Origin of the sequence: Streptomyces sp. 796.1 (assembly GCF_047525675.1) — a bacterium.
Taxonomy (GTDB): Bacteria; Actinomycetota; Actinomycetes; order Streptomycetales; family Streptomycetaceae; genus Streptomyces.
The window spans coordinates 169347-193981 of the sequence record NZ_JBLIWA010000001.1 but is presented as its reverse complement, the minus strand read 5'-3'; the positions used below and the strand labels follow the sequence as shown (position 1 = coordinate 193981).

General features: G+C 73.4%; 19 protein-coding genes. 16 read left to right on the top strand and 3 right to left on the bottom strand.

Features of this window, described 5'->3' with window-relative positions:
* The first annotated feature begins 1 nt into the window (after position 1).
* From ACMA1D_RS00730 to ACMA1D_RS00665, 14 genes are all read left to right on the top strand, one after another.
* Positions 2–1954 carry an alginate lyase family protein gene (locus ACMA1D_RS00730; RefSeq protein ID WP_414721977.1) on the top strand — a complete coding sequence of 651 codons (1953 nt, stop codon included), beginning with the start codon at positions 2–4 and terminating at the stop codon, positions 1952–1954.
* A 32-nt stretch (positions 1955–1986) separates the two neighbouring features.
* On the top strand, positions 1987–3495 hold the full coding sequence (locus ACMA1D_RS00725; protein WP_414721847.1) for a right-handed parallel beta-helix repeat-containing protein: 1509 nt from the start codon (positions 1987–1989) through the stop codon (positions 3493–3495).
* Positions 3496–3556: 61 nt separating this feature from the next.
* Positions 3557–4825 (top strand): O-antigen ligase domain-containing protein, encoded by a 1269-nt coding sequence (locus tag ACMA1D_RS00720; RefSeq protein ID WP_414721976.1) that lies wholly within the window; start codon positions 3557–3559, stop codon positions 4823–4825.
* Positions 4826–4828: 3 nt separating this feature from the next.
* Positions 4829–6106 carry a glycosyltransferase gene (locus ACMA1D_RS00715; protein ID WP_414721846.1) on the top strand — a complete coding sequence of 426 codons (1278 nt, stop codon included), beginning with the start codon at positions 4829–4831 and terminating at the stop codon, positions 6104–6106.
* Positions 6103–7338, top strand: coding sequence for a class I SAM-dependent methyltransferase (locus ACMA1D_RS00710; protein ID WP_414721845.1), 1236 nt, complete (start codon positions 6103–6105; stop codon positions 7336–7338). The genes ACMA1D_RS00715 and ACMA1D_RS00710 overlap by 4 nt, the downstream gene beginning before the upstream one ends.
* Positions 7335–8168, top strand: coding sequence for a glucose-1-phosphate cytidylyltransferase (locus ACMA1D_RS00705; RefSeq protein ID WP_414721844.1), 834 nt, complete (start codon positions 7335–7337; stop codon positions 8166–8168). The genes ACMA1D_RS00710 and ACMA1D_RS00705 overlap by 4 nt, the downstream gene beginning before the upstream one ends.
* Positions 8165–8812 carry a PIG-L deacetylase family protein gene (locus ACMA1D_RS00700; protein WP_414721843.1) on the top strand — a complete coding sequence of 216 codons (648 nt, stop codon included), beginning with the start codon at positions 8165–8167 and terminating at the stop codon, positions 8810–8812. Before ACMA1D_RS00705 ends, ACMA1D_RS00700 begins: the two co-directional genes overlap by 4 nt.
* A 3-nt stretch (positions 8813–8815) precedes the next feature.
* A complete protein-coding gene (locus ACMA1D_RS00695) occupies positions 8816–9850 on the top strand; it encodes an NAD-dependent epimerase/dehydratase family protein (RefSeq protein WP_414721842.1) in 1035 nt (344 codons plus the stop codon).
* On the top strand, positions 9838–11121 hold the full coding sequence (locus tag ACMA1D_RS00690) for a DUF4910 domain-containing protein (RefSeq protein ID WP_414721841.1): 1284 nt from the start codon (positions 9838–9840) through the stop codon (positions 11119–11121). The genes ACMA1D_RS00695 and ACMA1D_RS00690 overlap by 13 nt, the downstream gene beginning before the upstream one ends.
* Before the next feature lie 5 nt (positions 11122–11126).
* Positions 11127–12572 carry a hypothetical protein gene (locus ACMA1D_RS00685; RefSeq protein WP_414721840.1) on the top strand — a complete coding sequence of 482 codons (1446 nt, stop codon included), beginning with the start codon at positions 11127–11129 and terminating at the stop codon, positions 12570–12572.
* Positions 12569–13525 carry a glycosyltransferase family 2 protein gene (locus tag ACMA1D_RS00680; protein WP_414721839.1) on the top strand — a complete coding sequence of 319 codons (957 nt, stop codon included), beginning with the start codon at positions 12569–12571 and terminating at the stop codon, positions 13523–13525. Before ACMA1D_RS00685 ends, ACMA1D_RS00680 begins: the two co-directional genes overlap by 4 nt.
* Positions 13526–13569: 44 nt before the next feature.
* Positions 13570–14934: a polysaccharide pyruvyl transferase family protein gene (locus ACMA1D_RS00675; protein ID WP_414721975.1), complete on the top strand. Its 1365-nt coding sequence runs from the start codon at positions 13570–13572 to the stop codon at positions 14932–14934.
* Positions 14931–15488, top strand: a complete 558-nt coding sequence (locus ACMA1D_RS00670; protein WP_414721838.1) for a dTDP-4-dehydrorhamnose 3,5-epimerase family protein — start codon at positions 14931–14933, stop codon at positions 15486–15488. The genes ACMA1D_RS00675 and ACMA1D_RS00670 overlap by 4 nt, the downstream gene beginning before the upstream one ends.
* 7 nt (positions 15489–15495) lie before the next feature.
* Entirely contained in the window at positions 15496–16866 is a 1371-nt protein-coding gene (locus ACMA1D_RS00665) for a glutamate-1-semialdehyde 2,1-aminomutase (protein ID WP_414721837.1), read from the top strand.
* Between the two features lie 56 nt (positions 16867–16922).
* On the opposite strand, the gene ACMA1D_RS00660 is transcribed toward ACMA1D_RS00665, so the two are convergent.
* Positions 16923–17813 (bottom strand): phosphatase PAP2 family protein, encoded by an 891-nt coding sequence (locus tag ACMA1D_RS00660; RefSeq protein ID WP_414721836.1) that lies wholly within the window; start codon positions 17811–17813, stop codon positions 16923–16925.
* A 164-nt stretch (positions 17814–17977) separates the two neighbouring features.
* Positions 17978–19588 carry an MFS transporter gene (locus tag ACMA1D_RS00655; protein WP_414721835.1) on the bottom strand — a complete coding sequence of 537 codons (1611 nt, stop codon included), beginning with the start codon at positions 19586–19588 and terminating at the stop codon, positions 17978–17980.
* 132 nt (positions 19589–19720) lie between these two features.
* On the opposite strand from ACMA1D_RS00655, the gene ACMA1D_RS00650 reads away from it, so the two are divergent.
* Positions 19721–20215: a MarR family winged helix-turn-helix transcriptional regulator gene (locus tag ACMA1D_RS00650; RefSeq protein WP_414721834.1), complete on the top strand. Its 495-nt coding sequence runs from the start codon at positions 19721–19723 to the stop codon at positions 20213–20215.
* A gap of 233 nt (positions 20216–20448) precedes the next feature.
* On the opposite strand, the gene ACMA1D_RS00645 is transcribed toward ACMA1D_RS00650, so the two are convergent.
* Positions 20449–23769 (bottom strand): S8 family peptidase, encoded by a 3321-nt coding sequence (locus tag ACMA1D_RS00645; RefSeq protein WP_414721833.1) that lies wholly within the window; start codon positions 23767–23769, stop codon positions 20449–20451.
* 468 nt (positions 23770–24237) lie between these two features.
* On the opposite strand from ACMA1D_RS00645, the gene ACMA1D_RS00640 reads away from it, so the two are divergent.
* Positions 24238–24495, top strand: coding sequence for a DUF6332 family protein (locus ACMA1D_RS00640; RefSeq protein ID WP_414721832.1), 258 nt, complete (start codon positions 24238–24240; stop codon positions 24493–24495).
* The last annotated feature ends 140 nt before the right edge of the window (positions 24496–24635 follow it).

Sequence of the window (24635 nt, the reverse complement as noted above, 5' to 3'; positions counted from 1 at the left end):
CATGGGCACGGGCTGGTACCTGCGGCGGCTGTCCCGGATGGGGCCGCAGGAGATCGGCGGCCGGGTCGCGGACGCGGTGCGCCGCCGCCGGTGGCGCACCGCGCTGCCGGCCGCCCCCGAGGTGACCGGTGCCCGCTTCACCGCGGCGCTGCCCGCCGGGGCGTTGGCCGCGGTGGCGCCGGACGCGGCGAAGCGGCTGGTCGCCACGGCGGACGAACTGCTGGCCGGGCACGCGGAGTACTTCGGGGTGGCGCGCGATGACCTCGTCGACCCTGACTGGTCGTACGACCCGAAGACCGGCCGCCGGGCGCCCGCCGGGTACGCCTTCGACGTGCCGTACCGCAGTGAGGACGCGGTCGGTGACATCAAGCAGATCTGGGAGCCGTCCCGGCACCACCACCTGACCGTGCTCGCCGCGGCGTACGCGCTCACCGGCGACGAGCGGTACGCCGAGCGGGTCGCGGCGCACCTGCGCTCGTGGTGGGCGGCGAACCCGCCGCTGCGCTCGGTGCACTGGGTCAGCGGCATCGAGCTCGGCATCAGGCTGCTGTCCTGGGTGTGGGTGCGCCGGCTGTTGGACGGCTGGCCGGGGGCCGCCGCGCTGTTCGAGGAGAACCCGCAGGCGCGCCGGCAGGTCTGGTACCACCAGCGTTGGCTGGCCGCCTTCCCGAGCCGTGGCTCTTCGGCGAACAACCACGTCATCGCCGAGACGGCGGGGCAGGCCGCAGCGGCGTGCGCGTTCGGTTGGTTCCCGAGTTCGGCGCGCTGGCGGGCCGAGGCGCTGCGCTCGCTGGCGCAGCAGTTGCGCAGCAACACCTTTCCATCCGGTCTCAACCGGGAGTTGGCGACCGAGTACCACGGGCTGGTCCTGGAGCTCGGTCTGGCCGCGCTGGCCGAGGCGGACGCCGCCGGGGTGCCGGTCACGGCGGACCTGCGGCTGGTGCTGCTGCGGATGACCGATGCGCTGGCGGCCGTGGTGGACGACCGGCTCAGGCCGCCGCGGCAGGGTGACGCGGACGACGGGCACGGGCTGGTGGTGGACGGCGCGGGAACCGACCGCTGGGGCTCGCTGCTGGCCACCGGGGACGCCGTGTTCGGCCGGCTCGACTGGTGGCCGAACGTGCCGGGCAGCGATGTGCGCACACCGCTGCTGGCCGCGCTGATCAGGCCGTACGCGGCGCGCGGCGGCGGCCTCACGGTGGCGCGCCCGGCGAGTCGGCCGGCGCACTTCGCGGATGCGGGGCTGACCGTGCTGCGCGGCCCGGGCGGCATCTGGTGCCGGTGCGACGGCGGCCCGCACGGCTTCCTGTCGATCGCCGCGCACGCGCACGCGGACGCCCTCTCGGTCGAGGTGCGGCACGAGGGGGTCGACGTGCTCGCCGACCCGGGCACCTTCTGCTACCACGGGCAGCCGGAGTGGCGGCAGTACTTCCGGTCCACCATCGGACACAACACGTTGGAGCTCGGCGGCGCCGACCAGTCGGTGTCCGGCGGCCCGTTCCTGTGGACCCGGCAGGCCCGCAGCCGGGTGCTGGCCGCGGTCCCGGAGGGGAACGGGGTGGCCTACTGGTCCGCCGAACACGACGGGTACGAGGGTGTCGTCCACCGCCGCCGGGTTGAACTGACCGCGTCCAGCCGGCAGTTGCGCATCGTGGACGAGGTGCGCGGGCCGGTCCTCGCGGCCCGTCTCGCCTTCCACCTCGGGCCCGCGGTCGCCGTGGAGCTGACGGGCGGCCGGGCCGAGCTGGCCTGGTCCCGGGACGGCGAGGACCGCTCGGCCGTCCTTGAGCTGCCCGACCAGTTGGCGTGGCGGGCGCACCGCGGGGCGAGCGATCCGCCGCTCGGCTGGTACTCGGCCGGCTTCGGCCGCAAGGAGCCCAGCACCACGCTGGTCGGCACCGGCCTGGCCGGCGGCGGGCAGGGGTTCAGCACCGTACTCAAGTTCCGTGACTAGGGGGAGAGTTGGGGAAGGGTAGGCGGCACCGGATGAGCGCTGCGGCACCGTTGGTGCTGGCGCTGCTCGCGGTGGCCGGCTGTGAGAGCACGTCGGACGACGCGGCGGGGCCGACCGCCGCGCCGTCCGCGCCCGGCGACCGGCCGCCGGCCCGGGTGTGCGACGGACCCGCGACCGGCACCACCGCGCCGCCGGCGGGCGCGGTGGCCGTTGACCCCGCGGTCGTCAACGACCTGGCGGCCAAGACCCGGGACAACCCGCCGCGCACCACGTTCTGGCTGCGCCCGGGCACGCACCGGCTCGAACGGCACCGCTACGCGCAGGTCATGCCCAAGCGGGGGAACACCTATCTGGGCGCACCGGGCGCGGTGTTGGACGGCGATAGGACCAACCAGTACGCGTTCGGCGGCACCGCCCCGGACGTCACCCTGCGCGACCTGACGGTGCAGGGGTTTCGCGCGCCGCACAACGAGGGCGTCGTCAACCACGACTCGGCCGACGGCTGGGTGATCGAGCGCGCCACGATCCAGCGCAACGCCGGCGCCGGGCTGATGGCCGGCGCCCGCCAGCAGGTCCGCGACAGTTGTCTGCGCGAGAACGGGCAGTACGGCATGAACGCCTACAAGGCCGGTGACTCCATTCGCGGCCTGGTCGTCGAGGGCAATGAGGTCGTGGGCAACAACACCGACGACTGGGAGCGGCGCAAGCCGGGCTGCGGCTGCACGGCCGGCATCAAGTTCTGGGCCGTCAACGGCGCCGACATCCGCGGCAATTGGGTGCACGACAACCGTGGCACCGGGCTGTGGGCCGACACCAACAACAACGACTTCCGCATCGAGGACAACGCCCTTGAGGCCAACGACGGGGCCGCGCTGATCTATGAGACGAGCTACAACGCGGTCATCCGCAACAACGCGATCCGGCGCAACAACTGGGTCGAGGGCCGGCGCGCGGCACGCGGCGGCGACGACTTCCCGTACGCGACGCTCTACCTGTCCGAGTCCGGTGGCGAACCGCGGGTCAGGGCCCGTACGGACAAGATCGAGATCTACCGGAACAGGCTGGAGGACAACTGGTCGGGCATCACCCTGTTCGAGAACGCCGACCGGTTCTGCAACAGCCCGGCCAACACCTCAACCGGTGACTGCACGCTCCTGGTGGAGCGCACCGACCGCTGCACGCGGCCGGCCATCGCCAGCGCGCCGCTGTACGCCGACTGCCGGTGGAAGACGCAGCGGGTGGACATTCACGACAACCGCTTCGTGGTGGACAAGGCCGCCCTCAAGTGCCGGGAGATGTGCGACCGGATGGCGGTGTTGGCCAACTACGGCACCTATCCCGACTGGTCGCCCTACCACGGGCAGCGGGTGGCCAAGGCGGTCACCTGGGGCCAGCGCAACCGGTGGCACGACAACGTGTACCTGGGGCCGTGGAAGTTCGTCGCGCACGACCCGAGCCGGGTGCTGGGCTTCGGCCAGTGGCGCGGCGAGCCGTACGGGCAGGACGCGGGCAGCACCCTCGACGCCGAGGCGGGTGGTTGAGGTGGGGGCCGATGTGCACCGCGGGGGGTTGTCGGACGCCTCGGGTCGGGCCGCCGCGGATCTGGCCGCGCCGGCCGGCGCGCCGCCACCGGCCGGCGCCGTCGCCACCGGCAGCCCGAAGGCCGTCGGCGTCGTCTGGGCGCTGTTGGTGCTCAACACGCTCGGCTCCGCCGGCGCGAAGACCATCCTGCCGCTGCCGCGCTCCCTCATCCAGATGGTCACGATGGGCTCGCTGGTCGCCGCGTTCGCGCTGGCGCTCCTGCTCAACCTGCGGCTGCGGGTCCGCGCCAGCGCCTTCCTGTTCCTGCTGACCCTGCTCCTCGTACCGGCCGTGATCTCCAGCGTGCATCTGGAGGCCGGCTTCGGCGCCCTGTTCCGCTGCACCCGGCTGGGGCTCTTCATCGGCACGCTGTGGCTGGTCAGCCGCTGGTGGGACGGGGGATTCCGGTTCGTGCGCAGCCATATCCGGCTGTACTTCGTGGTGCTCGGCACGGCAGCAGCCGGCCTCGCCATCTCGCCGGGCGCGGCCATGCCGGAGCTGTACGGGGGGCGGCTGGTGGGCGCGCTGTGGCCGCTCACCCCGCCGCAGATCGGGCAGTACGCGGCGGTCATCATCGGCCTGACCGTGCTGCTGGCGCTCGGCCGGCAGACCACCGGCGGCAGCGCGGCACTGGTCGCCCTGCCGACGCTGGTGCTGCTGGCGCTGACCCACACCCGTACGGCCACCATCGGCCTGCTCATCGGGCTGGCGCTGGCGATCGGCTCGCTGGTGCTGACCAGCGCCGCGGCCCGGCGGTGCTTCGCCTGGTCGGTGCTGTGCGCCACGGTGGCGGCGGTGGGGTTCGCACCGGCGCTGCGGGCCTGGTTCCTGCGCGGCCAGAGTCAGGAGAACTTCTCCAGCCTCACCGGCCGGGCCAAGGTGTGGGACGCGCTGCTCGCGGCGCCGCGCTCGACCACCGAGAAGCTGTTCGGGACCGGCCTGGGCGACAAGTCGTACGACGGGCTGCCGATCGACAACAGTTGGCTGGCCGTCTACCACGAACAGGGGCTGGTCGGCATCGGCCTGGTCGCCGGGATCATCCTGGTGCTCGGCGGCGTGGCGCTGCTCCGGCCGCCCTCGCTCCAGCGGGCCTGCGCGATCTTCCTCATCAGCTACTGCGGGATCTCCTCGTACACCGAGGCCGGGCTCGGCGACGCCTCGCCCTATCTGCTCCATCTGGCCGTGGCCGCCTCGCTGTTGGCGGCCTCCGGCGGCGCCCCGCCGCACCGTGCGCCCGTGCCGCTGCGCCGGCGCGCACCGCGCTGGGCCAAGGACCCGGAGGTGACCTGAACCATGCACGTCCTCGTGGTGCACAACCGCTACTCATCGGCGCAGCCGAGCGGCGAGAACCGGGTGGTCGACCAGGAGGTGGAGCTGCTGCGCGCGGCCGGCCACCGGGTCGAGGTGTTCGAGCGGCGCAGCGACGACATCGCAGGCCGCTCGCTGCTCGGCAAGGCCAAGGTGCCGCTCCTGGTGCCGTGGAACCCTTCGGTCCGCACCGAGCTGGCGGCCAGGTTGCGGGCGGAGCGGCCGGACGTGGTGCACGTGCACAACGTGTTCCCGCTGCTGTCGCCGGCGGTGGTCGCCGCCTGCGCGGACGCGGGTGTGCCAGCCGTCGCCACGCTGCACAACTACACCCAGATCTGCCCGCCGGGCACGCTCCAGCGGGACGGCCGGCTGTGCACCGAGTGCGTCGGCTCCACCGTGCCGCTGCCGGCCGTGCGGCACGGCTGCTACCGCGACTCGCGCCTGGCGACGGTACCGCTCGCGGTCAGCCTGACGGTCAACCGGCGCCGCTGGTGGTCGGGGGTGCGGCGGTTCTTCTGCATCTCGGCGGCGCAGCGCGAGGTGCTGGTGCGCTCGGGGATGCCGCCGGAGCGGCTCGCGGTCAAGCACAACTTCGTGCCCGACCCGGGTGGTTGCCGCACCGGCGACGGCGAGCACCTGCTCTTCCTCGGCCGGCTCGCCGAGGCCAAGGGGGTGCGGCTGCTGATGGCCGCCTGGGACGAGCTCGCGGCGGGCGGCGGGGTGGGCGTGCCGCTGGTGTTGGCCGGCGCCGGCCCGCTGGCGGACGAGGTGCAGGACTGGGCCGCGGGCCGGGACGACGTGCGGTACGTCGGCCTGTACGACGCGGCCCAGTGCCAGCGGGCGGTCGCCCGGTCGGTGGCCGTGGTGGCGCCCTCGCTGGCGCTGGAGACGTTCGGCCTGGTGGTGGTGGAGGCGATGGCGGCCGGGGTGCCGGCGGTGGCCGCCGCGCACGGCGCGTTCGTGGAGCTCGTCGACGACGGGGTGAGCGGGCTGCTGCACCGGCCTGGCGACGTGGCCTCGCTGGCTGCGTGCCTGCGGGCGGTGACGGCCGACCCGGCCCGTAACCGGGAGCTCGGCCGGGCCGGCCGGCGCCGCTACGAACAGGACTTCAGCCCGGCCGTCGGGTTGGAGCGCCTGCTGGATGCGTACCGGTCCGCGATCGCGGACCGGTCGGGCGACGGGCTGGACCCGTCGCCGCTGGGGGACGAGAGCCGAGGCCCGCGACGGGAGCGCCGCGCGGGCAGGGATGGGGGCAGGAGATGACCGGATGCCGACTCTGCGGCTCGGCGGCGCTGGAGAGCGTCGTCGACCTGGGGGCGACCCCGCCGTGTGAGAGCTTTCTCGCCGCGGACCAACTCGACCTGCCGGAGCCGGCGTACCCGCTGCACCTGCGGGTGTGCACGGAGTGCTGGTTGGCGCAGATCCCGCCGCTGATCACGCCGGAGGAGACGTTCAAGGAGTACGCGTACTTCTCCTCGTACTCCACCTCCTGGGTGGAGCACGCGCGCGCGTTCGTCACGGACGCGGCCGAGCGCCTGGCGCTCGGCCCGGACTCCTTCGTGGTGGAGGTGGCCAGCAACGACGGCTATCTGCTGCGGCACGTGGTGGACCGGGGGGTGCGCTGCCTGGGCATCGAGCCCTCGGTGAACGTGGGTGCCGCGGCCCGCGACGCCGGGGTGCCCACGGTGTCGGAGTTCCTGGACCCGGACACCGGCGCCCGGGTGCGTGCCGAGCATGGTCCGGCCGATCTGGTCGTGGCCAACAACGTGTACGCGCACATCCCGGACGTGGTCGGCTTCACCCGCGGGCTGCGCGCGCTGGTCGCCGACGACGGCTGGGTCTCCATCGAGGTGCAGCACCTGCTGACCCTGATCGAGCTGAACCAGTACGACACGATCTACCACGAGCACTTCCAGTACTACACGGTCGCCTCCGCGATCCGGGCGCTGGCCAGCGGCGGGCTCTCGCTCGTGGACGTGGAGCTGCTGCCCACGCACGGCGGCTCCATCCGGCTGTGGGCCCGCCCCACCGAGGCCGCGGGCGAGCCGAGCGGGCAGGTGGCGGAGGTGTTGGCGCGGGAGAAGGCCGCCGGCTTGCAGGAGCTTTCGGGGTACGCGGAGTTCGCCGCCCGGGTGGCCACGGTCCGCCGGGACCTGCTGCGGTTCCTGATCACCGCGGCCGAGCGCGGCGAGCGGGTGGTGGGCTACGGCGCCCCCGGCAAGGGCAACACCCTGCTCAACCACTGCGGCATCCGGCCCGACCTGCTCGCGTACACGGTGGACCGCAACCCGTACAAGCACGGCAGGTTCACCCCGGGCACCCGCATTCCGATCCTGCCGCCGGAGCAGATCGCCGCCGACCGGCCGGACTACGTCCTGGTGCTGCCCTGGAACCTGCGGGCCGAGCTCACCGAGCAACTGTCGTTCGTGCACGCCTGGGGCGGCCGGCTGGTCTTCCCCATCCCGGAACTGAGCATTGTCGAGGTCAAGCCATGAAGGTCGTACTGTTCTGCGGCGGATACGGACTGCGGATGCGCAGCGGCGCGGCCGACGACGTGCCCAAGCCGATGGCGATGGTCGGGCCCCGGCCGTTGATCTGGCACGTCATGCGCTACTACGCGTCCTTCGGGCACACCGAGTTCATCCTGTGCCTGGGGTACGGGGCGCACCACATCAAGGACTTCTTCCTGCACTACGAGGAGACGACGTCCAACGACTTCGTGTTGCGCGGCGGGCGCACCGAACTGCTGTCGACGGACATCGCCGACTGGACCATCACGTTCGCGCAGACCGGCATCGAGTCGCCGATCGGGGAACGGCTGCGCCGGGTGCGGCACCATCTGGACGGCGACGAGATGTTCCTCGCCAACTACGCGGACGTGCTGACCGACGCCCCGCTGCCGGCGATGATCGAGTCCTTCGCGCGGCGGGACGCCGGCGCGTCGATGATGGTGGTGCCGCCGCAGTCCTCCTTCCACTGCGTGGACCTGGGTGACGACGGCCTGGTGGGCGGCATCACGGCGGTGAGCGAGCTGCCGCTGTGGGAGAACGGCGGTTACTTCGTGCTCCGCCAGGAGGTCTTCGACCACATACCCGAGGGCGGTGACCTGGTCGCCGACGGCTGTGCCCAACTCGCCAAGCGGGGCCGGCTGGTGGCGTACCAGCACCGCGGGTTCTGGAAGCCGACCGACACCGTGAAGGAGCGGGCCGCGCTGGACGCCGCCTACGCCAGGGGCGACCGCCCGTGGGCCGTGTGGGAGCGGGCCGGCGCGCCGGCCGATGCGCTGGGCGGCGCGGGCCGGGCGGCCGGGGCGGGGGCCGCGTGATCCGGCTCGGCACCGGCCGCCTTGAGCGGCTGGTCGCGGTGGGCGCGCACTGTGACGACATCGCCATCGGCGCCGGCGGCACGCTGCTGGCGATGTGCCTGGCCCGCCCGGGCCTGCGGGTGGACGCGCTGGTGCTCTCCGGCGGTGGTGGCGAGCGCGAGCAGGAGGAACAGGCCGCGCTCGCCGCCTTCTGCCCGGGCGCCGACCTGCACCTGACCGTGCTGAAGCTGCCGGACGGGCGGCTGCCCACGCACTGGGACGAGGCCAAGGCCGCGGTGGAGGAGTTGCGCGCGCGGACCGAGCCCGATCTGGTGCTCGCCCCGCGCACCGACGACGCGCACCAGGACCACCGCGGTCTGGCGCAGTTGGTGCCCACCGCCTTCCGTGACCACCTGGTGCTCGGCTACGAGATCGTCAAGTGGGACGGCGACCTCGGCCGCATGGTCGCCTACCAGCCGCTCTCGCCCGAGATCGCCGAGGAGAAGGTGCGGCTGCTCCAGGCGCACTACCCCTCGCAGCGCCACCGGCCCTGGTACGACCGCGAGGCGTTCCTCGGCCTCGCCCGCATCCGCGGCATCGAATGTCACGCGCGCTACGCCGAGGCGTTCGCCGTCACCAAACTCACTCTCGATCTGGGGGACTGAACCTTGCGCGTGTTGTTGACCGGACACCAGGGCTACCTGGGCACCGTCATGGCCCCGGTACTGGCCGAGGCCGGGCACGAGGTCGTCGGCCTGGACTCCGGCCTGTTCGCCGACTGCGTCCTGGGCCCGGCGCCCGACGACCCGGCCGGGCACCGGGTGGACCTGCGCGACGTCACGGCCGAGCACGTGGCCGGCGTGGACGCGGTGATCCACCTGGCCGCGCTGTCCAACGACCCGCTGGGGGCGCTGGCCCCGGACCTCACCTACGACATCAACCACCACGCGGCCGTCCGGCTGGCCAAGCTGGCCAGGGACGCGGGGGTGCGGCGCTTCCTGTACGCGTCGACCTGCTCGGTGTACGGCGCGGCCGGCGGGGACGAGTTGGTGACCGAGGACGCGCCGCTGCGCCCGGTGACCCCGTACGCGGAGTCCAAGGTGCGCGTCGAGGACGACCTCCAGGCGCTGGCCGACGACGACTTCAGCCCGGTCTACCTGCGCAACGCCACCGCCTTCGGCTACTCGCCGCGGCTGCGCGCCGACATCGTGCTGAACAACCTGGTGGGCCACGCGCTGCTGTCCGGCAAGGTGCTGGTGCTCTCGGACGGCACGCCCTGGCGTCCGCTGGTGCACGCCGCCGACATCGCCCGGGCCTTCACGGCCGCGCTGGACGCGCCGCGCGATGCGGTGCACGGCCGGGCGTTCAACATCGGCAGCGAGGTCAACAACGTCACGGTGGCCGAGATCGCCGAGCAGGTGGCCGAGGCGGTGCCGGGCTCGGAGGTGGTGATCACCGGGGAGACGGGTGCCGACCCGCGCTCCTACCGGGTGGACTTCGCCCGCTTCCGGGCCGCGATCCCCGGCTTCGACTACGCATGGACGGTGCGGCAGGGCGCGGTCGAACTCGCCGACGCCTACCGCAAGCACGGCCTGACCAGGGAGGACTTCGAGCAGCGCTTCACCCGACTGGCGGTGCTGCGGGCGGCCCGCGGCGCGGACGGGTCCGGTGCCGTGGACGACACCCTGCGGTGGCGCCGGTGACCCCCGTGGGCGAGCAGATGCACGCGCTGGTGGAGCGGCTGTACCCGCTGTGCCGGAGCATCACGGGCGACGGGGTGCGCGCCACCTTGGCGATCGTGGACGAGTACCTGCCGCTCCAGGTGCACGAGGTGCCCACCGGCACCGAGGTGTTGGACTGGACGGTGCCCCAGGAGTGGAACGTCCGGGACGCGTACGTGGCCGACGCCACCGGCCGCCGGGTGATCGACTTCGCCGCCTCCAGCCTGCACGTGCTCGGCTACAGCGTGCCGGTGGCGGCGAGGATGCCGCTGACCGAACTCCGGGAGCACCTGTACACCCTGCCCGACCACCCGTCCTGGGTGCCGTACCGCACCAGCTACTACGCGCCGCGGTGGGGCTTCTGCCTGGCCCAGGAGGTTCTGGACGCGCTGCCCGAGGGCGAGTACGAGGTGCGCATCGACTCCACGCTGGCGGACGGCCACCTCACCTACGCCGAGCACGTGGTGCCCGGGCGGGTCGCCGACGAGGTGCTGGTCTCCTGCCACGTGTGCCACCCGTCGCTGGCCAACGACAACCTGGCGGGCATCGCGGTGGCGGTGTTCCTGGCCAGGGCGCTGGCGGCGGAGCAACCCCGGTACACCTACCGGTTCGTGTTCGCGCCCGGCACCATCGGGGCGATCACCTGGCTGGCGCGCAACGCGGAGCGCATCGAGCGCGTCAAGCACGGTCTGGTCCTTGCCTGCGCCGGCGACCGGGGCCAGGTGACGTACAAGCAGAGCAGGCGCGGGAACGCGGAGATCGACCGGGTGCTGCGGCATGTGCTGCGCGAGTCCGGACGCCCGCACGAGGTAAGGGAGTTCACCCCGTACGGCTATGACGAGCGGCAGTTCTGCTCGCCCGGCTTCAACCTCGGCGTGGGCTCGCTCAGCCGCACCCCCTACGCCGGCTATCCGGAGTACCACACCTCGGCCGACGATCCGGACTTCGTCTCGGCCGAGGCGATGGCGGACACCCTGGCGCTGTGCCGCGAGGCGTTCGGCGTGCTGGACGGCAACCGGCGGTATGTGAACTTAAGTCCGTACGGCGAACCGCAGTTGGGTCGACGCGGGTTGTACGACTCGCTGGGTGGGCGCAGCGACGCCAAGCAGGCTCAGATGGCCATGTTGTGGGTGCTCAGCCTGGCGGACGGGGAGCACGACCTGTTGGAGGTGGCCGAGCGGTCCGGGCTGCCGTTCCCCACCGTCGCCGGGGCGGCCGACGCGCTGCACGGCGCCGGGCTCCTCAAGGCATGAGGGCGATGGCCACCGAGCAGGAGGAGACGGCGGCCCGGCCCGGGCCCGGCACCGCGGCCGGGCCCGGCGGGGCTGACGGCGCCGCTGGGTCCGCCGGCGCGGGTGGGGCTGGTGAGTCTGGCGGGGCCGGGGCCACGGCCGAGCCCGGTGGGTCCGCCGCCGAGGGGTCCGGCGGGCCTGCCGCCCAGGGGTCCGGCTCCGCCGCCAAGCGGGCCATCGTCGGCCGGCTGTCCTGGGGGCTGGCCGACCAGGCCGTGTGCAGCCTGACCAACTTCGCGGTGGGCATCTACGTGGCGCGCGCGCTCGGCCTGGCCGCGTTCGGCGTGTTCAGCCTGGCCTGGGTGACCTACGGGGTGGTGCTCGGCGTCTCGCGCGGCCTGGCCAGCGACCCGCTGGTGGTGCGGTTCAGCGGGGTGCCGCACGATCAGTGGCGTACGGCTGCCGCCCGGGCGTCGGGGACCGCGCTCGGCGTGGGCTGTGCGATCGGCGCGGTGTGCGGGGTGGTCGGGCTCGCCGTCGGCGGCCGGGTGGGCCCCGCGTTCGCCGCGCTCGGCGTCGTCCTGCCGGGCCTGCTGCTGCAAGACGCCTGGCGGTTCTCCTTCTTCGCCGCCGGCGCCGGGCGCAAGGCGTGCCTCAACGACCTGCTCGGGGGCCTGGCCCTGATCCCGGCGATGCTGGTCGCCGACCGACTGGGGCACGTGGCCGCCTTCGTGCTGGCCTGGGGGGCGGCGGCTGCGGTGGCCGCCGGCTACGGCTGCCTCCAGTCCGGCATCAGGCCGCGGGTCGCGGGCGCGCGCGGTTGGCTGCGCGCGCACCGCGACCTCGGCTACCGCTACCTCATCGAGAACGTCGGCGTCAGCGGCGCGGCCCAACTGCGCGCGTACGGGCTCGGGGTGATCGTCGGGGTCGGCGCGGTGGGGGTGATCCGCGGCTCGGAACTGCTGCTCGGCCCCTTCCTCGCCGTCCTGATGGGGCTGTCGCTGGTCACCGTCGCGGAGGCGGCCCGGGTGTTGCGGCAGGCCCCGCACCGGCTGCGGCTGTTCTGCCTGCTGCTCGGCGGCGGGCAGGCGCTCGGCGCGCTGCTGTGGGGCGCGGCGCTGCTGCTGGTGCCCGACGGGGCCGGCGAGCTCGTGCTCGGCGACGTCTGGCACTCCGCCTCCGACCTCATCGTGCCGGCCGCCCTCGGCGTGGCGGGCGCGAGCCTGGGCGTCGGCGCCTCGGCCGGGTTGCGCGCGCTGGCCGCCGCCCGGCACAGCCTGCGCTGCCAACTCATCGCCTCCACCTGCTACGTCGGCGGTGGGCTGGGCGGCGCGGCCGTGGCCGGCACGGTCGGCTCGGCCTGGGGCGTGGCCGCCGCCACCGTCAGCAGTTCCGCCGTGTGGTGGCTGCACCTGCACGCAGCCCTGCGCGAGCACCAGCACCGTTCCATCCGCGAAGTGAGGACATCATGACCGTCTCAGGCCGCACTCCGCGGCTCAGCATCGGCCTGCCCGTGTACAACGGCGAGGAGTACCTGGCCGAGTCGCTCGATGCGCTGCTCGGCCAGACCTACGAGGACTTCGAGTTGGTCATCACCGACAACGCGTCCACCGACGGCACCCGGGACATCTGCCGCAGGTACGCCGCGCGCGACTCGCGCATCCGCTATCTGCGGCTGGCGCGGAACATCGGCGCCGCCCCGAACCACAACTACGTGTTCACCCAGTGCCGTGGCGAGCTGTTCAAGTGGGCCTCGCACGACGACCTGTACGCCAGGGACCTGCTGCTGCGCTGCGTGACGGCGCTCGACGAGCGGCCCGAGGTGATCCTCGCCCACGCCGACCAGGCGGTCATCGACGAGCAGGGCCGGGTGAAGGTCCCGTACGCGTACGGGCTGGCCACCGACTCGCCGCAGGCGCCGGTGCGGTTCCGCAGCATGTTGTTCGAGCCCGGCGGTGACGACTTCTACGGCGTGATCCGGGCCGACGTGTTGCGCCGGGTCAAGCCGCACGACAGCTACCACCACGCGGACCGCACCTTCGTCGCCGAGATCGGCCTGCACGGCCCCTTCCACCAGGTGCCGGAGTTGCTGTACTTCCGCCGCGACCACCCCACCAGGGCCGAGCGGGCCAACCCGTCCAAGCGTTCCCGGTGCGTCAACCTGGACCCGCGCCGGGCGGGCCCGCTGCACCCGACGCCGCGGCTGCTCGCCGAGTACGTCCTCGGCTTCGTCTCGGCGATCCGGCGGGCCCCGCTGTCGCCGGCCGACCGGCGGGCCTGCTACCGCCACCTGTCCGCGTGGCTGACCAGCCGGGCGCGGCCGGGCGCCGGCGAGCGGGTCGAGGACCGCGCCCCGGTCGACCCCGACCAGCACGCGGTGTCCGTGGACGCCCTGGTCGCGGGCCGTACGGGGCGACAGCCGTGACGGCACCGGCGGCCGTGCCACCAGGGGGCCAACCACCTTTGCGCATAGGGGTGTTCGGGCTGCTCGGCTCGGGCAACCTCGGCAACGACGGCTCACTGGAGGCCGTGCTCGGATATCTGCGCGCCGAGCACCCGGACGCGGTGGTGGACGCGCTGTGCGGCGGCCCGGAGGCGGTGCAGGCGCGGTACGGGATTCCGGCGACGCGGCTGCACTGGTACCGCGGCGAGTACCGGACCGCGTCGCGCGCGGGCGCGGTGGCGGCCAAGGGCGTCGGCAAGCTCGTCGACGCCTACCGGACCGCCGCCTGGGTGCGTCGGCACGAGGTGGTGATCGTGCCGGGCATGGGCGTGCTCGAAGCAACCCTGCCGCTGCGGCCCTGGGGCTTCCCGTACGCACTGTTCCTGCTCAGCGCCAGCGGCCGGCTGCTCGGCACCCGGGTTGCGCTGGTCGGCGTCGGCGCCGCCGCGATCGGCAGCCGGCCGACGCGGGTCCTGGTGCGCTGGTCGGCACGGCTGGCCGGCTACCGGTCCTACCGGGACGAGCCGTCCCGGGACGCGATGCGGGCGATGGGCGTGGACACCGCCCGTGACCAGGTGTACCCGGACCTCGCCTTCGCACTGCCGACGCCGGGGCCTGACACGGCTGGCCCCGGCACGCCGCCGGGCACGGCCGGTCCGGCGGGCCAGGCCGGCACAGCAGACATGCCAGGCACCACAGTCACAGCCACAGCCACAGAGGCCAGCGCAGCCACAGCCGCGGCGGCCAGAGCAGCCGCGGCGACCACAGTCGACACACCCCCCACCGCCGGCACGGTCTGCGTCGGCGTCATGGCTTTCCACGGCAGCGACGACGACCGGGCCCGGGCCGACCAGATCCACCGCCGCTACCTGACGGGCACGACCCGCTTCGTACGGGCGCTGGTCGCCGACGGCAGGCCGGTCAGGCTGCTCACCGGCGACGAGGTGGACCGACCGGTGGTGGAGGCGATCCGCGCCGCGGTGGACTCGCCCCTGGTCACCGCGGCCGAAGCCACCTCGCTCGCCGACCTCATGCGGGAGATGGCGGCTGCCGACGCCGTGGTGGCGACTCGCTACCACAACCTGATCTGTGCCCTGAAGGCCGGCACGCCGACGCTCGCCCTCAGCTACGCGGCCAAGAGCGACACCCTGCTCGCCCAGTGGGGCCTGGCGGCCTACTGCCACCCCGCACGCGAGGTGGATGCCGACCAACTGATGCGCCAGTTCCGTGAGTTGGAGCGGAACGCGACCGCTTTACGGCAGACCATCGCCGAGCACAACCGGGACGCGGCCCGGCGCCTGGCCCACCAGTTCACCGCGCTGACCGCGGCCCTGTTCCCGGCCGCGACCCACGCACCCGTTCCCACCCACGCACTGCGGGAGGCCCCGTGAAGGTGACCGAAGTCCCGACGATCGCCGGGGCGTACCTGTTCCAACCCACACCCCACGCCGACGAACGCGGCTTCTTCTGCCGCACCTTCGACGCCGAGGTGTTCCGCTCGGTGGGCCTCGATCTCGATCCCGACGGCTTCGCGCAGGACAGCGTCTCCCGCTCGGCGCGCGGCGTGCTGCGCGGCCTGCACCTGCGCTCCGGCGCCGGCGAGGCCAAGCTCGTGCGCTGCTCGTACGGGCAGGTCTTCGACGTCATCGTGGACCTGCGGCCCGACTCGCCGACCTACCTGGGCCAGGCGTCCTTCGAACTGTCCGGCACGAGCCAGGTCTCCCTGTACGTGCCGGCGGGCTGCGCGCACGGCTTCCAGGCACTGACCGACCCGGCGGACGTCTCGTACCGGATCGACCGTCCGCACGACCCGGCCGAGGACGTGACGATCGCCTTCGACGATCCCGAACTCGGCATCGCCTGGCCGCTGCCGGCCGCGTCGGTCTCCCCCCGGGACCGGAAGGCGCCGGGCCTCGCCGAGGTCCTCGCGCACCGAGAGAAGTGAGGCCGACATGGACCCCGACGCCTTCGCCCTGCCCAAGTCGCGGGCGGCCAACGAACGGCTGCACGCCCTGGTCCCCGGCGGCGCGCACACCTACGCCAAGGGCGACGACCAGTACCCGGCGGACCTGGCACCGGTCATCAGCCACGGCCGCGGCGCCCACGTGTGGGACGTCGACGGCAACCGCTACGTCGAGTACGGCTCGGGGCTGCGGTCGGTCAGCCTCGGCCACGCCCACCCGCGGGTGGTCGACGCGGTACGGCGCGAACTCGACCGGGGCAGCAACTTCGTCCGGCCCTCCGTGGTGGAGTTGCAGGCCGCGGAGCGGTTCCTCGCCACCGTGTCGACGGCCGAGATGGTGAAGTTCGCGAAGAACGGTTCGGACGCCACCACCGCGGCGGTCCGGCTGGCCCGCGCCGTCACCGGCCGGCCGCGGGTGGCGATCTGCGCCGACCACCCGTTCTTCTCCACCGACGACTGGTTCATCGGCACCACCCCGATGTCGGCCGGCATCCCCGCCGCGACCACCGACCTCACGGTGACGTTCCCGTACGGGGACCTGGCCGCCGTCGACGCCCTGCTCACCCGGTACGCGGGCGAGATCGCCTGTCTGATCCTGGAACCGACCACCCAGGCACCACAGTCCCCCACCACCGGCGGCCCGGACACATCAGCCGGGAACGACCCGACGGCCGCCTATCTGGCCGGGCTGCGCGCCCTGGCCGACCGGCACGGCTGCGTCCTGATCTTTGACGAGATGATCACCGGTTTCCGCTGGTCGGAGGCGGGTGCGCAGGGCCTGTACGGGGTCGTCCCCGACCTGTCCACGTTCGGCAAGGCACTGGGCAACGGGTTCGCCGTCGCGGCGCTCGCGGGGCGCCGCGCGCTGATGGAGCGGGGCGGGTTGCGGCACGCCGACGCCAGGGTGTTCCTGTTGTCCACCACGCACGGCGCCGAGACGCACTCGCTGGCCGCCGCGATGGCCGTACTCGACACGTACGTCGACGAGGGCGTCACGGCACGGCTGCACGCCATCGGCGAACGGCTCGCCACCGGGGTTCGGGCCGCCGCGGCCAGCATGGGCGTCGGCGACCACGTGGTGGTCCGCGGCCGGGCCAGCAACCTGGTCTTCACCACCCTGGACGAGGCGGGCAAGCCGTCGCAGGAGTACCGCACCCTGTTCCTGCGTCAGTTGTTGGCGGGTGGAGTGTTGGCCCCGTCGTTCGTGGTGAGCAGCGCGCTCAGCGACGCCGACGTGGCTCACACCGTCGACGTGGTGGCCGGGGCCTGCGCGGTCTACCGCAAGGCGCTGGACGCCGGTGACCCCGCACCCTGGCTCGCCGGCCGACCGGTCAAGCCGGTCTTCCGCCGCCTGGCGTGAGGGTTGGCCGCCCGTCAGCCCCGCGCTGCCGGCTCGACGCCGGCGACCTCACCACCTCAGCGGTCGACACGGGTCGACGCACCGGCCGGCCCGTCGGGGGCTTCACCGGCCGGTGCGTTGGCTGTTTCGGTGATTGCTTCGCTGGTTGCTTGGGCGGCTGTTTCGTCGGTTGTTTCGTTGGCTGGGCGGGCGGGTGTGTGGGCAGGTGGCTGGTTGGCTGGCGGGTGGTTGCCGGTACGCGCAGGTGGCTGGTCGGAGGAGGGAGCGGCCGTACGGCCAGGCGTACGGCCGGCCAGCCGGTCGGCGGCCCCGTCGACCAGCCACCCGGTCGCCGGCACCACGGCGAGCGCCACGCACCAGCCCCCGAGCACATCGGTGGGGTAGTGCGCGCCGAGTGCGACCTGCGCCCAACCCATGGCGGCCCCGGCGGCCAGCGCCAGGATGCCGACCAGGAGCGCACCGGCCGCCCTCCCGAGGCCGAGCCGACCGCTCACCAGCAGCCCCGCAACGAGCGCCACGGCGGTGAAGAAGGCGGTGTGTCCGCTCGGGTAGGACAGGTTGTCGCCGTAGATGGTGCGCCCCACTACGGGTTTGAGCAGCTTGGTCGCCACCACCGGCGCGGCGGTCGCGACCACCGCGAACACCGCCGCGCGGGGCTGCCGCAGGAGCAGACACGCCGCGACGACCACCGCCAGCAGGGCCGCCGCCCCGGCCGGCTCGCCCCAGAAGTCCAGGGCGTGGGCGACGCTCCGACCCGGCCCCTGCGCCCCGTTCACCGCCCGCCAGAGCCGACCTTCCGCTCCACCGGGCTCGCCGTCACCGGCGTGGCCCACCCCGAACGCGGCCACCACCAGCACGGCAAGCCCCACGACCACCCCGAGCCAGGCCCGCAACGGCTGCGGCACCACCGCCCGCGACATCCGCATACGCGATAAGTCGGCACTCATCCGCTCACGATACCCAGGCGACCGCCGGCTCCCGGCAGCTTCGCCAAGTCCGCTCCGGTCTGCCCCGGTCTGCCCCGGGCGACGCGGGAAAGGGGGCACGCGGGAGACGCGTGAATCGGCCCACCACTCCCCGAGCCCCCGCCCGGGAAGTCGCCGGCACACCCCTACGCCCGCGCGCGAGGCTGCTCCCGCACCGGTTCGGGGCGGGAGGCCTGCCGGTGTTCCACCCCGCCGGCGGCGACCAGTGCGGCCCGGCCGTCGCTGGCGTGTGGCGGCAGGCCGGGCCCGGCACACAGCAGCGCCACCGCCCCCGAGAGCACCAACAGCGCGAGCACCGACCACAGTTGCCAACTTCCCGCCTCCAGCAGGAGACCGAGCAGGAGCGGGGCGACCGTGCGACACAGCGACCACGACAGTTGGTAGACCGACAGGTAGCGCCCGCGCAGGTGGTCGGGTGCCGCCTGCACCGACAGGGTCTGCGCGGGCCCGGAGTGCACCAGTTCACCCGCGGTGTAGAGCACCGCGACGGCCAGCGTGGCGGCCAGCGCGTACGCACCGCTGACCAGGTGCGGCAGCAGGGCGAAGGCCACGAAGGAGAGCGCGAAGACGGCTGCGCCGAGCGCGGCGGTACGGGGGCGACTACCGCGCAGGGTGAGCCGTGCGACGGGCACGCCCAGCGCCGCGACCAGCACGGTGTTGAGCGCGAACACCGCCCCCGCCAGGGCGTCGGGCAGCCCGACGTCACGGGTGAGGTAGACCGGCAGGGCCATGGCCTGGGTGGTGTAGCCGAAGGCGATCAGGAAGTTGGCAAGGGTGATGAGCAGGTACGGCCGATCGGCGAGCACGCGCCGATAACCCTGCTTGCCTCCGGCCCCGAGCCCTGCGCCTTGCCGACCCCCTCCGCCTTGCCCGTCTCCTACACCGCGCCTGCCCCCTGCGCCCCGCCCGCCCTCCGGGTCGAGCCCGCCCCCTGCGCCCCGCCCGTCGCGTACGCCGCGTACGGCCGCCGCACCCCGCCGGCCTCCCGTGCCCGGCGCGTCCGGTACGTCCGGCGCATCCGGTGGCGTGCCCTCACGCCGCACCGTCGGAATGCCGGCCGCCAGCGCCGCGGCGAGAGCGAACAGCACGGCCAGCGTCACCGCGGCGGCGAGGAAGCCGGTGCTACCGCCGAGGGCCAGCAGTCCGGCCGCGGCCAGGCTGCCCGCGCCCATCCCCCCGTTGCGCAGGCTGCGATCCCAGGCCAGGAGCCGGTCGCGCGCCGTCCCCTCGGCGACCTCGCCGATCAGCGCCTGCTGGCTGGGGGACGACGCCCACATGCCGACCGCCACCACCAGGGCGACGGCGAGGAACGCGGGGTAGGAATCGGCGACGAGGTACCCGGCGAAGCCCACCGCCCGCAGCACCAGTGAGGCGACGACGACCGGCCGCGCCCCGTACCGGTCGACGGCCACGCCCACGACCGGCATCACCGCCAGCGCACAGAGCCCAGCGGTGGTCAGGCCGGCGCCGATCGCCGTCAGCGACAGGCCGGTGAGCGTATGGACGAACAGCATCGTCAACGGCACATAGATGCCGTCACCGAGCGAACTGACCAGGCTGGCGGAGATCAGCCGACGACGTACGGGCGCGGCGACGCCGGTGGGCCCGGGGGTGTCGATGGGCCCGCCGCTCCCGGTGGGCGCCACGGTGTCAGTAGGCACCGGGGCGCCGGCGGGCTGTTTGTCGCCACCCGGCGCCCCGGTGCCGGCGGGCTCTTCGACGTCAGCGGAGGACATGCACGCCACCCCCGTACGCCAACTCCCGCACTCCCGCGGCAGGCTCCGCCGTCCCGGCCGGCGCGGGCCGCATCCACAATTTATCTTCCACGGAAGGGAAAGATAGCTTCCGCGGAAGATAGAATCAATGCCATGCAGACCGACGCCATCGCCGCCATCGTCGACCAGTGGAAGCACGAGCGCCCCGACCTGGACGCCACACCCATGCTGGTCATCGGCCGCCTCTTCCGCCTCACCGGCCTGCTCGACGAGCGGCTTCGCCCGCCCTTCGCCGCGGCCGACCTGGGCAACGGCGACTTCGACGTCCTCGCGGCGCTGCGCCGCTCCGGCGCGCCCTACGCGCTGCCCGCGGGCGAACTCAGCCGCACCCTGCTGGTCACCACCGGCGCGATCACCAAGCGGGTCGACCGGCTGGAAGCCCGCGGCCTGGTCAGCCGGTCCGTCGCCGCCAGCGACTCGCGCGGACGCCGGATCGCCCTCACCACCGACGGCGTCACCCTGGCCGACGACCTCATCGCCGCCCACCTGACCAACCAGCGCCACCTACTCGCCGGCCTCAGCGACGAGGAAGCGGCACACCTCGCCGCACTGTTGGAACGCCTGACGGCGACGCTCGCCAAGGACTAGCGGGCCGGTTGGGTTGGAGCGGGGTCGGGTTGGAGCGGGGTGGGTCGCAGTCAGGCTGGGTTGGAGCGGAGTGGGGGCGGATCGGAGTCGGGGCGGGGCGGCAGGCGGGCCGCACCGACCGCCACCCGCACAGACGAAGCCGGCCCGTACGAACGACACCCCGGGAACGACACCGGCCCGCCGGGGATTCACCCCCGACGGGCCGGCACACCGACGTACGGCCAGAACTGCCCCTACCGGGTGCGGTAGGCGCTGTGGATGGTCTGGCTGACCGTGTTGCCCTGCTTGTCAGCCGCCTCCGCCTTGAACGAGACCGCCTTGCCCGGGCCCGGGTTCTTCACCGAGACCTTGCCGGCGCGCACGGGAAGCTTCTTCCACTTCTTCCCGTCGTCGTAACTCACGTACACCACAAGGGACTTCAGGTTCTTCCCGGCGGCCGAACCCTGTACCGACACGGGAACGGCGACCGTGGCCCCCGCCTTGGACGTGCTGTCGACCGCCAGGGTGGGGGTGAAGCGGACCGCCGAGGTCGGCAGCGCCACCTCGCTGTCGGTCTGCTTCGACGAGAAGGTCCAGGCGGCCTCGATCTTGGTGGAGACGTTGGCCACCTTGCTCCGCGTGACCGACGTGCTGAGCTTGTACTTCGCCTCTTCGGCGGGCACCGTGAACGATTCATCGCCGGTCAGCGGGTCGGTGTTCGTCCCCACCAGCTTGCCGTTGCGGTACAGGGTGGTCTTCGCCGCGTCGTACTCCGAGTATCCGGAGTGGTTCGCGCCGTCGGCGAACAGCGAGAGGCTCCCGACCAGGGTGTTGCCCTGCCGGAAGATGCCGTCCCACTCGGCCACCTTGGGGCCGAACACCCCGATGTTGAAACGCTGCGACGAGGACGCCCCGGGCTTCAGCCTGATCGGGTCGGAGTAGTAGGAGACGCCGTTCGTCTCCTCGTTCTCGGACTGGGAGAAGTAGAGGCTCCACTGCACACCGTTGTCATTGGCGTACAGCGTCGCGGGGCGGGGCAGCGGCGCGTCGGGCGTGTAGAGCCCCAGGCCACCGCGTTCGGGGAGCACCCCGAACGTGCCGTTCTGCCCCGGGACCGATCCGCCCAACTCGGCGGTCAGCTTGCCCAGTTCCTTGCTCTTGGCGTGCCGGACGAAGCCGGTCGCCAACCGCGTGGTGGGCCCGCCGTACCCCACGAAGTACAGGGTGTCCGCGGCGCTGCCCTGGAATCCCGCGCTGAACCACTGGGAGAGTTCCCCGGCGGGGAGGTCAGGGCCGAGGTGCGCGATCCGCAGGGGCTGGAAGGAGTCCAGCGACAGGGCCACGCCACCGAAGTCCGCGATGTCGTAGTCGACCGTGGCGGCCCCCGCGACGGCCTTCCGGTCCGGAACCGTCACCTCGACCGGCTTGGCCACCCGCGCGTCGAGGGTCACCTTCGTGTCCTTGTCGACGACCAGCTTGGGTTGGACCAGCCAGTCGAAGCCCTCCTCGCTGTCGCCCAGAAGACTGTCGAGCAGGTAGCTGCCCTTGGGCACCCGCACCGTCGTTTCCTTGCTGGTCTCATCGACCCGGAAACCCGTCCCCTTGCCGAGGCCGGCCAACCCGAACAGGTCGGTGGCGAAGGACCCCGAGGGCTTCCCGTCCCGCCCCAGGTGGGTGAGGGTCACGTCGTACGACTCGACCTCGCGCACGACCGCGGCGGCGGTCCGCACGGCCTGCTTGCCCGCCGTCGCGGTCACCACCGCGGTGTACGCGCCGTCCACGTCGCCGCCGATTCGGGTGTCGACGGTGAGCGACGTGGTCGCCGTGGCGTGCGCCGGAACGGTGAGCTGCTGGTCGGCCGCGGTGAAGAAGCCGGCGGGGGCCGGCTTGCCGTCCGGGCCCGTGCCCGCCACCGCGAGCTTCAGGGTGACGGGCTGGTCACCCAGGTTGCGGTAGGTCAACTCCTTGCGCTGCGGCGCGTCATCGGCGTGCGGCCACTGCTGCGTCCCGAAGGAGAGCGAGACGGGCTCGGCGACCACCGTCTGGGTGAGTGCCTTGCGCAGGTCGATGCGGCCGGTGCCCTGCTCGAAGGCGGTGTACGGGCCCGGCACCGCAGAACCGGTCAGTACGGCCTTGAGTTGGGCGCCCGTCCACTCCGGGTGCTGCTGCGCGAGGAGCGCGGCGGCGCCGGCGGCGTGCGGCGCGGCCATCGACGTACCGGAGATCGCCACGTAGCCGTCGGCGACCGGGGTGCCGTCCTTCGCCACCTGGCTGCCGGGCGCCGCGGCGGCGCCGATGTCCACGCCGGGCGCGGTCACATCGGGCTTGACGGCCCCGTCCCCCACCCGGGGGCCCCTGCTGGAGAAGTCGGCCAGTGCGTCCTTCTTGTCGACGGCGCCCACGGTCAGCGCGGCGTCCGCGCTGCCGGGCGAGCCGACGGTGCCGGCTCCCGCGCCCTCGTTGCCGGCTGAGACGGCGAACAGCGTCCCGTGCTCGGCCGACAGCTTGTTGATCGCCGTCTCCAGCGGATCGAGGCCGGGCGTGTCGAGTCCACCGAGGCTGAGGTTGATCACGTCGGCCTTCTCGGCCACCGCCCACTCCGCGCCGGCAACGATGTCGGAGTCCCATCCGGAGCCGCCGTCGTCCAGGACCTTGCCGTCGATGAGCCGTGCCCCGGGTGCGACGCCCCGGTACTTCCCACCCGACTTGGCACCGGTGCCGGCCGCGGTGGAGGCCACGTGCGTGCCGTGGCCCACCCGGTCCTTGGCGTCGGCCGCCTCCGAGAAGTTCTTCTCCGCGACCTGCTGGCCCGCCAGGTCGGCGTGCGTCTCGTCGACGCCGCTGTCCAGCACGGCGATCTTGGTGCCCTTGCCGTCGAAGCCGGCCTGCCATGCGGCGGGCGCGCCGATCTGCGGCACGCTCGTATCCAGCGTGGCCTTGCGGACGCCGTCCAGCCACACCCGGGCGACGCCGGCGGCGGCGGTGCGGTACTCCGCGCCCCGGGCCCCGTTGGTCAGCGTCTCCCAGACGGCCCCGGGCCGGGTGGGCGATGCGGTCACCGCGTCGGCGCCCAGCACCGGCAGCGTCCGCCGCAGCCGCACTCCGTCGGCGCCGCGGAGCTGGTTCCTGGCTGCGGCGCGCTCACCCCGGTAGGCGACGATGAGCCGCAGCCCCTCGCGCTGCTGTGCCGCGTACTGCGGCCGGCTCAGTTCGGTGACGTCGAACAGCCGCCGGTCCAGGGTGCCTCGGTTGATCAGGCGTCGCGCGTCGCTCGGGATCGCGTACACGTGCCCGCCGTACCGCTCCACCCGGAGCGGTACGTGCTTGCGGCCTTCGGCCGGCCGAAGGGACACCCCGCGCCCGTCGGGGTTGATCGAGACCCTGTCCCCGGTGATGAGGGTGACCCAGGTGCGGGCCGCCTCACCCCGCTGCTCGTGCTTCGCCTGCGGGGCGCCCGCCGAAGCGGCGGGGCCTTCCTGTGCCGCAGCGATCGGGGTGGTCAACCCCGCCGCGAGTACGGTGGCCGCCGCGGCAGCCACCCCGGCGGCCCAGCCGGCCTTTCTTCGTCTCTGCAACTTTCCCCCCAATGAAGGCAGTTCGCGCGAGGGCCACTTGAGCACCTCGCGCACCGTTCTCGTACAGGGCGAGTATGTGACGCTGCCCGGGGGGCGCCGCAAGAGCCATCTGTGCCCCCGAATACCTTGAAATACAAGGCAGTTGATGGTGCCCGCCTGGAACCTTCCGTTCCCCCTTGCGGGATGCCCACGGCCCTACCGGGGCCGTATGACACCCCGTCCACAAGGTGCTGAGCCCGAGTCGGGTGATGTGCGGAGCGGAACTGAAGATTCGCCGCGACGCGTGGGGAGTGGAGTGGACACCGGAGGGCCGGCGGCACCGTGGGGCAGCCAATCCCCGAGGGGCGTGTGGTGCTCGCGCCGGGTGCCGCGGGGGTGGGGACCTGGGTCGGCAGGGTGCCAGGCCGATTCGCGTCGGTCCGGGGCTGCTGCGCGCCGGGCGGGTGGCAGACTCCCCGCATGCAACCCATGGCCGCAGACCCCCGAGCCCGTCGCGACGCCGTCACCGTGGAGATCTCGTACGCCGCCGTCTCCGGGGCCCTGCTCGCCGCCCTGGTCTACTTCGCGGTCGTCGCGCCGACGTGGGTGTGGGACCTGTCCGGAGGCACGGCCGGCGTGCTGAAGGCGGTCGCTTCCGTACTCGCCGCGCTGGCGTTCGCGGCGCGCGCGGCGACCCTGCTGGTACGGCTCGGGACGACGCTCAAGTCGACTGCCGCGCGGCGCTGACCAGGGCGGGAACCGTCGCGCCGGACGCCGGGTGGCACGGAGCTCTGAACCAGGGTGGGACCCACCTGGCCGACGCCCAGTCGCACAGGGCGCTGAACCAGGGTGGGACCCACCGTGGCGGACGGCGGGTGTCCCCGCGG

Coding starts and splice junctions, on each gene's coding strand:
- ACMA1D_RS00665 (WP_414721837.1), top strand. CDS start 15,496: ATGGACCCCGACGCCTTCGCCCTGCCCAAGTCGCGGGCGGCCAACGAA.
- ACMA1D_RS00730 (WP_414721977.1), top strand. CDS start 2: ATGGGCACGGGCTGGTACCTGCGGCGGCTGTCCCGGATGGGGCCGCAG.
- ACMA1D_RS00650 (WP_414721834.1), top strand. CDS start 19,721: ATGCAGACCGACGCCATCGCCGCCATCGTCGACCAGTGGAAGCACGAG.
- ACMA1D_RS00640 (WP_414721832.1), top strand. CDS start 24,238: ATGGCCGCAGACCCCCGAGCCCGTCGCGACGCCGTCACCGTGGAGATC.
- ACMA1D_RS00655 (WP_414721835.1), bottom strand. CDS start 19,588: ATGTCCTCCGCTGACGTCGAAGAGCCCGCCGGCACCGGGGCGCCGGGT.
- ACMA1D_RS00705 (WP_414721844.1), top strand. CDS start 7,335: ATGAAGGTCGTACTGTTCTGCGGCGGATACGGACTGCGGATGCGCAGC.
- ACMA1D_RS00715 (WP_414721846.1), top strand. CDS start 4,829: ATGCACGTCCTCGTGGTGCACAACCGCTACTCATCGGCGCAGCCGAGC.
- ACMA1D_RS00660 (WP_414721836.1), bottom strand. CDS start 17,813: ATGAGTGCCGACTTATCGCGTATGCGGATGTCGCGGGCGGTGGTGCCG.
- ACMA1D_RS00685 (WP_414721840.1), top strand. CDS start 11,127: ATGGCCACCGAGCAGGAGGAGACGGCGGCCCGGCCCGGGCCCGGCACC.
- ACMA1D_RS00710 (WP_414721845.1), top strand. CDS start 6,103: ATGACCGGATGCCGACTCTGCGGCTCGGCGGCGCTGGAGAGCGTCGTC.
- ACMA1D_RS00680 (WP_414721839.1), top strand. CDS start 12,569: ATGACCGTCTCAGGCCGCACTCCGCGGCTCAGCATCGGCCTGCCCGTG.
- ACMA1D_RS00725 (WP_414721847.1), top strand. CDS start 1,987: ATGAGCGCTGCGGCACCGTTGGTGCTGGCGCTGCTCGCGGTGGCCGGC.